The organism is Methylobacterium sp. B1, assembly GCF_000333255.1.
GTDB classification, from domain to species: Bacteria; Pseudomonadota; Alphaproteobacteria; order Rhizobiales; family Beijerinckiaceae; genus Methylobacterium; species Methylobacterium fujisawaense.
Genome location: NZ_BACT01000425.1, coordinates 1 through 7245, shown reverse-complemented (window position 1 = coordinate 7245; position 7245 = coordinate 1). Strand labels below are relative to the sequence as shown.

The window sequence follows — 7245 nt, the reverse complement described above, 5'->3', positions numbered from 1 at the left end:
CGTAGATCTCCGGTCCCGGCACCGCCTGCGGCTGGACGCCGAACTTGGTCAGCACCTGGCCGCCCATGCCGCTGATCCGGAACTTGAGGCCCTGGAGGTCCGCGAGACTCTTGATCTCCCGGCGGAACCAGCCGCCCATCTGCGCGCCGGTATTGCCGCCCGGCAGGCAGACCAGCCCGGCCTTGGCGAAGATCTCGCCGAACAGCTCGGCCGCGCCCCCGGCCAGCCACCACGCGGCGGCGCCCCGGGCGTTCAGGCCGAACGGCACCGCGGTGGCCAGCGCGAAGGTCGGATCCTTGGCCATGCCGAGGGTCGCGGGCCCATGGCCCATCTCGACGGTGCCGGCGGCCACGGCGTCGAGCAGCCCGTCGGCCGGCACCGGCTCGCCGGGGCCCTGAACCTGGATCTGGAAGCGCCCGTCGGTGGCCTCGGCGACGATCCGGCTGAGCGCCTCGGGGGCGCCGTACAGGATGTCGAGCGTCTTGGCGTAGGCGGAGGACAGGCGCCAGCGCAATTCCGGGGCACTCTGGGCCCGGGCCGGGGCGGCGAGCGGCCCGGTGAGCGCCGCGGCCGCGCCGAGGCCGGCGGTCAGCACGCTCCGGCGCCGGGTCCCGGCCGAGGGGGATCGCGCGAGGTGAGGTTCGTCCAACGGCATCTCGTCCGAGCAGGTCCGGTCCGACCGGGGCCGGATCGGAGGTCGCAGGTAGCACGTCCGTGCCGGTACTCGAAAGCCGCGGGCGCCGGGGCGGTTCCGTCGCGCCTCGAAACCGGCCTCCGCCCGTGCTAGGCGCCGGGGATGCGAACCGAGCCCGCCGTCACCCTGCACACCGTCTGCGGCCTGGAGGAGCTGGCCGGCCACGGCGCCCGCGGCGTCAGCCACGTCCTGTCGCTGCTCGATCCCGGAACGCCGGAGCCCGAGGCCTTCACCGCCTACGGCGCCCATGCCCGCACGACCCTCCGGTTCCACGATTGCCTCGCCCCGGGCGAAGGCCTCACCCCGCCGAGCCCGAGCATGTCGGGGCGATCCTCGATTTCGGGCGGCACCTCGACGGCGCCGGCCATCTCCTGGTTCATTGCCATTACGGCCTGTCGCGCTCCACCGCGGCGCTGCTGATGTTGTTCGCGCAGGCCGAGCCCGCCACTCCCGCCGCCGCTCTGGTCGAGCGTCTCCACGCCCTGCGCGAGCCCGCTTGGCCGAATGCGCGCATGATCGGCTTCGCCGACACGATGCTGAATCGGGAGGGACAGCTCAGCGCGGCGGTGCGGCGGCTGCACGCTCTGCAACTGCAGGTCCGCCCGCATCTCGCCGAGCTGCTTCGCGGTCTCGGCCGCGGCGCCGAGGTCGAGGCCGCGCAGGCGCTGTGAGCGGCGGGGCTCTCACTTCCCGGCCGGCGTGAAGCTCCCGTCCTTCCAGACATAGAGCACATAGCCCTGCGCGGTGACGTCGCCCTTGGCGTCGAAGCCGACCGTGCCGAGCACGAGATCGAACCGCTCCGTATGCAACGCCTGCGCGATGGGGCGCGCCTCGGTTGAATGGGCGAAGTTGCCGGCCGCAACCAGGGCCTGCATCGCCGCATACCCGTAGACCGTCGAGCCGGTGGGATCGACGCCCTCAGCCTTGAAGGCCTTCACGACGGCCGCGGCGGCGGGCTGCCGGCTCGGGTCGAGGTAGAAGGTCATCAGCACGCCGTTGCTCGCCGATCCGGCGGTCTTGGCGAAATCCGGCGTGGCGATGGCCGAGGTGCCGAACCATTGCGGCCGGTAGCCCCGGTCCGCGGCGATCTTCACCAAGCGGCCCATCTCGGCGGCGTCGCCGCCATAATAGACGACCTCGATCCCCGCGCCCTTGAGGCGGTCGGCCAGGGCGGAATCGTCGGCGTCGCTGGGCGAGAACGACAGGAACAGCGCCTCGTTCACGCCGATGCGGTTGAGATTGTCCTTCGTGGCGGCGGCGAGGCTGCGGGCGGCGGGCGTCTGGTCCTGGATGAGAGCGATCTTCCGGTCGCGGAACCGCTCGGCCAGAACGGCGGCGGACAGGCGGGCCTGATCGTCGTCGCGCCCGCACACCCGGAAGATCGTCGGCAGCCCCCTGTCGGTGAGCCGCGCCGCAACCGAGGCCGCGGAAATCATCACCACGCCGTTCTGGGCGTAGATGTCGGAGGCGGCGATCGAGGCGTTGGAGCAGACATGGCCGACCACGAGCCGGACGTTGCCGCGCACGAAATGGTTGGCCACCGCAGTGGCGGTGTTGGAATCGCAGGCATCGTCCTGCACGTCGAGGGTGACGGGCTGGCCGTCGAGTCCCCCCATGGCGTTGGCGTCCCGGGCCGCAGCCTCGACCCCCCGCAGCACCTGCTCGCCGACCGCCACGTAGGGTCCCGACCGCGGGACGGCCACGCCGATCACCACGTCGGCCGCCGCAGGAGTGGCCGGCAGGAACGCGAGACACAGGCTCAGGGCTATCAGTGCGGGCCGGAGCGGCCCGTGGGCGGGGACGAAACGTCCGATCTTCATCGGGCTCTTCTGGGCATCCTTGCGCGGCGGGTCAGCGCGACGGCGGATGCGGCTCCGTAGCCCCGATCCCGCCCCGCACCCTGTGCCCATACGCGAGGACGCGGAGAAACGCGATTTTTTTCCGCCGCTGTCCCGTATGCGGACCGCCTCCTACTTGGCGTAGGAGTAGGCCAAGGCGGCGGAGGAGACCGGTCCGGTGATGCCGCTGAAGACGGTGAGCACCTTCTGGACCTCGGTGAACGGCGCGTTCGACACGTAGACCAGATCGCGGTTGCGCATGCGGAACGCCTGGGAGACGAACAGGCTGTTGGGATCGCGCATGTCGATCCGGTAGACCACCGGCACCAGCGGCGTGCCGAGCAGCCGCGAGCTGGGGCTGAGGCGCCGCACGACGCTGGCCGGCTCGAACCGGAAGATGAACGTCCCGGCCGGGTCGGCGGCGAAGTCCGACAGGCCGCGCGCCTTGGCCAGCGCCTGGGCCAGGGTGATGCCGTCGGCCTGGAACGGTAGCTCGGTGCTGTTGCCCAGCGCGCCCACCGCGATGAAGGTCTGCGGGTCGCGCACCAGGGTGAGCACGTCGTTGGGCCGCAGGTAGATGTTCTCCTTGGGGTTCGACACCACCGTGGTCAGCGGCACGGTCGCGGTCACCGGGCCGCGCGAGAGCCGCACGAAGGTCTCGTTGACCGGCGCGCGGTTGCCGCCGGCGGCGGCGATGACGTCGAGGATGCGGTCGCCGTGGCCCGAGAGCGGCAGGCGGGCGCCGGCGGCGCCCTCGCCGGTGACGGTCACCGCCTGGCTGATCGGCCGGGTGACCGAGACCAGCACCTGCGGCTGGATGGCCTTGCCGGCGAGTTCGTTCTCGATGAGCGCCTGGACGTCCTGGGTGCGGCGGCCGGCGACCTTGATGCGGCCGGCGTAGGGCACCGAGATAGCGCCGTCGCGCCCGACGGGCTGCTCGGGGATGAGGGCGGACTTGGAGCCCGCCGAGAAGCGGTCGGCCACCAGCGGCCCGGAGAACAGGCCGCCCGACCCGGCTTCCCAGATCGAGACCGAGACCATGTCGCCGACGCCGATCACCGGCTCCGAGGAGGGACGGTGGTCGCCGAAGGAGGCGAGCAGGCTGTCCAGCGGCCGGCCGCGCAGGGCCTCGACCACCGAGGGCGTGACGTCGATGATCTCGTAGCGGGCGAGCAGGCCGCCGTCGGCGGTGGCCACCTCCGCCCCCGCCTGGATCGCGCTCGCCGTCGGACCCGCCGCAGGCAGGTACGTGCAGCCCGACATCGCCGTGACGGCGAGCAGGACAAGGGGAAGTTTGCGCATCCAGATGTTGCCCATCGGTATTGCCGAGCCCGTGCCTAGCCCATGGCGGCCCAGGTGTCCGTAGCGGGTGAGCCACACTCCGGCCGGCACGGCCAAGACTGCGAAGTCATCCTCGTTAAGCACAGCTTTTTCGGGGCATAGAGACGACGAATGCCGGGCGTTCGCCCGCGGTCGAAATATCGAGATACAAATCGGGACGTCATCAGCGGCCGCACATTGGCCGCTCCAGCCCAATGGCCAAAATCCCGCGACCGATCGGCTCAATTTCCCTGCGTGACTGCCGCGGTGATGTCGCCGTAGACGACGCTGACGCGGGACACGTAGTACCGGATGCTGCCGACGGCGACGAGGAAGATCATGCCGCCGAGCAGGGCGTATTCCATTGCCGTGGATCCGTGGACGTCGCGGGCGAACCGTACGGCCTCGGCACGAATCCGATCCGTCAAGCCGAACGCCGTCCGGACCCGTACCGCACGCCGTCCTGCTTCGCCGCCGCCCGGCTCATCCATGGTCGAACGTGCCTTTTCAGTCCCGCTGCCCGCGCGGCCTCACGCGCTGCATGGGGGATAACCTCTCGCCATTGCCGCCGGCTTAACGAGGTGTTCGAAACAGGCCACCTTGTCCATTCCGGCCGGGATACGCCGCCCGGACGTACACGGCGACGGGCGCGCCCGGGGGAAACGCGCCCGGCTTGGCTCAGGCGTGGCCGGCCTTGTGGCGAAGATCGTCGATCCGCTTCGAGGCTTCGGCCTTGTCGAGGTCAGGATCGAACGCCGCCGGCTCCTTGGCCTCTTCCGAGAGCGTCTTCAGATAGGAGGCCTGCGCGCCGGTCATCGGCTCGCCGCCAGTCGTCCACTGATCCGGATCCTTGATCTGGTTCGACACGTCCTTCGGGTCGGTCTTGGGGTTCTCCGTAGCGTCCTGATGCGATCCGGTACCCCGGCCGGCCTTCGGTGTTGCCTTCGCGGTTGTGCTAGCCATGCGACTCATGTTCCCTAAATGTTCGGCGTCTGCGGGGTGAACGCGCCCGGCCGCGCCGCGGTTCCTGCGGGCGCCGCAGCCCGTTTGCATCCCCGGCGATCTTCCCTTCTGGAAACCCGCTCCTATTGATGTGAGGGGCAGCGCCCCGACGCGCCTCGGAGCCAGGGTGGTCCGGATGACGTCCCAATCGGAGCCGGCGCCGGATGCCGGAACGGCCGCCGCCGGTCAGGTGCTCGTTGTCATGGGCGTCTCGGGTTCCGGGAAGAGCACCGTGGCGGCGCTGATCGCCGAGACGCTTGGCTGGATCTTCGTGGACGGCGACAGCTTTCACACGCCGGAGCACGTGGCGAAGATGCATGCGGGCCTCGCCCTCGACGATGCGGATCGCGCGCCCTGGCTGGCCCGGATTGCGACTTGGATCCAGCAGCGCCTCGACGCTGGCGAGTCGGGCGTGGTGGCCTGTTCGGCCCTCCGCCGCGCGTACCGGGACGTTCTCACCCGCGGGAGCCAGCGGGTTCGCCTCGTCTATCTGGACGGCGACCGGACCCTGATCGCGCAGCGCCTCGCCGAGCGGCAGGGCCATTTCATGCCGCCGCGTCTCTTGGACAGCCAGTTTGCGGCCCTGGAGATTCCGGGGGCCGATGAACACCCGATCACGGTCGGCATCCGCGAATCGCCCGAGGCCATTGCCGACCGGGTGGTCGCGGAACTCGCGGCCGAAATGCGCCGGGATACGGTTGGGAAGTGAGCGGATGATTGCAGGATCCGGCAAGGCTTCGGGCATCGCCCTGGTGATCTCGGACGTCGATGGAACCCTGGTGACCGGCGACAAGCGCCTGACCGAGGCGACGGTCACGGCCGTCCGGCGGCTGAGAGCGGCCGGCATCGGCTTCAGCATCGCCTCGGCCCGGCCGCCGATCGGGCTGCGGAACCTGGTCGCCGAACTCGAGCTCGACCTGCCGATGGGGGCGTTCAACGGCGCGAGCGTCGTGCGGCCGGACCTCTCGACCATCGAGGAACGGACCATCCCCGAGGCGGCGGCCCGGTCGGCCCTCGACCGGCTGTTGGCCGAGGGACTGGACGTCTGGGTTTTCGCCGAAGGGGCGTGGTGGCTGCGCGACCCGGAGGGTCCCTATACCGACCTCGAACGCCGCACGATCGGCGCGGAGCCCCGCGTCGTCGCCGATCTCGGCCCACTCATGGGGAGCGCAGCCAAGATCGTCGGCGTCAGCCGCGACCACGCCCATCTGGCAGCCTGCGAAGCCCGGATCGGGGCGGCCCTGGCCGGTCAAGCCACCATCCACCGTTCGCAGAAATACTACCTCGACGTGACGCCACCCCATCTCGACAAGGGGCGATTCGTCACCTGGATGAGCGCGCATCTCGCCATCCCGCCGGAGCGGATCGCCACCTTCGGCGATGCCGGCAACGACCGTCCGATGTTCGCGCACAGCGGATTCTCCGTGGCGATGGGCAATGCCGAAGCGGCGGTGAAGGCGGCTGCGCGCGCGGTCACCGACAGCAACGACGCGGACGGCTTCGCCCATGCGGTCGAGCGCTTCCTCCTTCCCTGACCGCCCGGCCGCCGCCCCGGGCATCCCTTTGGATCGCCGCGCCGCCGCGTGACGCGTCGCTGTGGCCCGCGGATCACAAACGCTCCCGACACCCCGGCCGCCCACAGGCTGCCGAACCGGGGCCGCTTTCCGGCCTCATTTCCCCGTGACCTAGCTTGACCACAGAACAAGCAGCACCGGGTCTCGGAATGCATCGCCTCATCCTGGCCGCCGTCCTCGCGGTCGTGCCCGCAGCCGCCTTCGGGCAGAGCGCGCACGACAATATCGACGCGTTGATCGAGCAGCAGGCCAAGGCGAACGGCGTGCCGGCAAGCTTCGTTCACGCCGTCGTCAAGCGCGAGAGCAACTACAATCCGCGGGCCAAGGGCGGCAGCGCCCTCGGCCTGATGCAGATCAAGCACGCGACTGCCCGCAGCCTCGGCTACACCGGCGATGCGGCCGGCCTGTACGATCCCGAAACCAACCTTCGCTACGGCGTAGCCTATCTTGCCGGCGCCTATCGGACCGCCAAGGGCAATCTCGGCCAAGCGTATCAATACTATAACCGCGGCTACTACTACGCAGCCAAGCGCCAGGGCATTTCCACGGAAGTCGCCGCGGTGGTGGCGCCCGTCGCGGCCTCGGCCAGCGCCCTGGCGAGCCTGTTCAGCGGCGGCGCCGCCGAGACCCGGAACACCGCGGCGGCCTCAGCCCTGGCCTACGCGCCCACCGCGGCCGCAGTGGCGGAGGTCCCGACCGAGGCCGTCGAGGTGCCGCTGCCGCCGCGTCGGCCGGCCGCCCTGGCCGGCACCACGATCGAGCTCGCCAGCCTGTCCCTAGATCCCGCCGCGGCTTCAGCCACGAATTCTGCTGCGAC

The 7245-nt window shown here is 70.5% G+C and carries 7 protein-coding genes and 2 pseudogenes; 4 read left to right on the top strand and 5 right to left on the bottom strand.

What is annotated here, in order from left to right:
• Positions 1-649 (bottom strand): annotated as a pseudogene (locus I53_RS12450) (ABC transporter substrate-binding protein); the annotation flags it as partial.
• Between the two features lie 147 nt (positions 650-796).
• Here I53_RS12450 and I53_RS12445 point away from each other — a divergent pair.
• Positions 797-1365 (top strand): annotated as a pseudogene (locus tag I53_RS12445) (tyrosine phosphatase family protein).
• Positions 1366-1377: 12 nt separating this feature from the next.
• Here I53_RS12445 and I53_RS12440 read toward each other — a convergent pair.
• The 4 genes from I53_RS12440 to I53_RS12425 all read right to left on the bottom strand — a co-directional run bounded on the left by I53_RS12440 (position 1378) and on the right by I53_RS12425 (position 4815).
• The gene (locus I53_RS12440) at positions 1378-2514 is read right to left on the bottom strand and encodes a branched-chain amino acid ABC transporter substrate-binding protein (RefSeq protein WP_043351127.1); all 1137 of its coding nucleotides are present in this window, start codon (positions 2512-2514) and stop codon (positions 1378-1380) included.
• Between the two features lie 150 nt (positions 2515-2664).
• Positions 2665-3834, bottom strand: a complete 1170-nt coding sequence (locus I53_RS12435; protein ID WP_043351130.1) for a polysaccharide biosynthesis/export family protein — start codon at positions 3832-3834, stop codon at positions 2665-2667.
• A gap of 260 nt (positions 3835-4094) precedes the next feature.
• Positions 4095-4217, bottom strand: coding sequence for a hypothetical protein (locus I53_RS35740; RefSeq protein WP_274926768.1), 123 nt, complete (start codon positions 4215-4217; stop codon positions 4095-4097).
• Between the two features lie 313 nt (positions 4218-4530).
• A complete protein-coding gene (locus tag I53_RS12425; RefSeq protein WP_043351124.1) occupies positions 4531-4815 on the bottom strand; it encodes a DUF3072 domain-containing protein in 285 nt (94 codons plus the stop codon).
• 175 nt (positions 4816-4990) lie between these two features.
• Here I53_RS12425 and I53_RS12420 point away from each other — a divergent pair, with 175 nt between their 5' ends.
• The 3 genes from I53_RS12420 to I53_RS12410 all read left to right on the top strand — a co-directional run.
• Positions 4991-5563 carry a gluconokinase gene (locus tag I53_RS12420; protein WP_051044788.1) on the top strand — a complete coding sequence of 191 codons (573 nt, stop codon included), beginning with the start codon at positions 4991-4993 and terminating at the stop codon, positions 5561-5563.
• A gap of 4 nt (positions 5564-5567) precedes the next feature.
• On the top strand, positions 5568-6389 hold the full coding sequence (locus tag I53_RS12415) for a Cof-type HAD-IIB family hydrolase (protein WP_043351122.1): 822 nt from the start codon (positions 5568-5570) through the stop codon (positions 6387-6389).
• Between the two features lie 188 nt (positions 6390-6577).
• Positions 6578-7245 (top strand): transglycosylase SLT domain-containing protein (locus I53_RS12410; protein ID WP_043351121.1); only part of this gene is annotated, 668 nt, incomplete at its 3' end.

Coding starts and splice junctions, on each gene's coding strand:
- I53_RS12440 (WP_043351127.1), bottom strand. CDS start 2,514: ATGAAGATCGGACGTTTCGTCCCCGCCCACGGGCCGCTCCGGCCCGCA.
- I53_RS12435 (WP_043351130.1), bottom strand. CDS start 3,834: ATGCGCAAACTTCCCCTTGTCCTGCTCGCCGTCACGGCGATGTCGGGC.
- I53_RS35740 (WP_274926768.1), bottom strand. CDS start 4,217: ATGGAATACGCCCTGCTCGGCGGCATGATCTTCCTCGTCGCCGTCGGC.
- I53_RS12425 (WP_043351124.1), bottom strand. CDS start 4,815: ATGGCTAGCACAACCGCGAAGGCAACACCGAAGGCCGGCCGGGGTACC.
- I53_RS12420 (WP_051044788.1), top strand. CDS start 4,991: ATGACGTCCCAATCGGAGCCGGCGCCGGATGCCGGAACGGCCGCCGCC.
- I53_RS12415 (WP_043351122.1), top strand. CDS start 5,568: ATGATTGCAGGATCCGGCAAGGCTTCGGGCATCGCCCTGGTGATCTCG.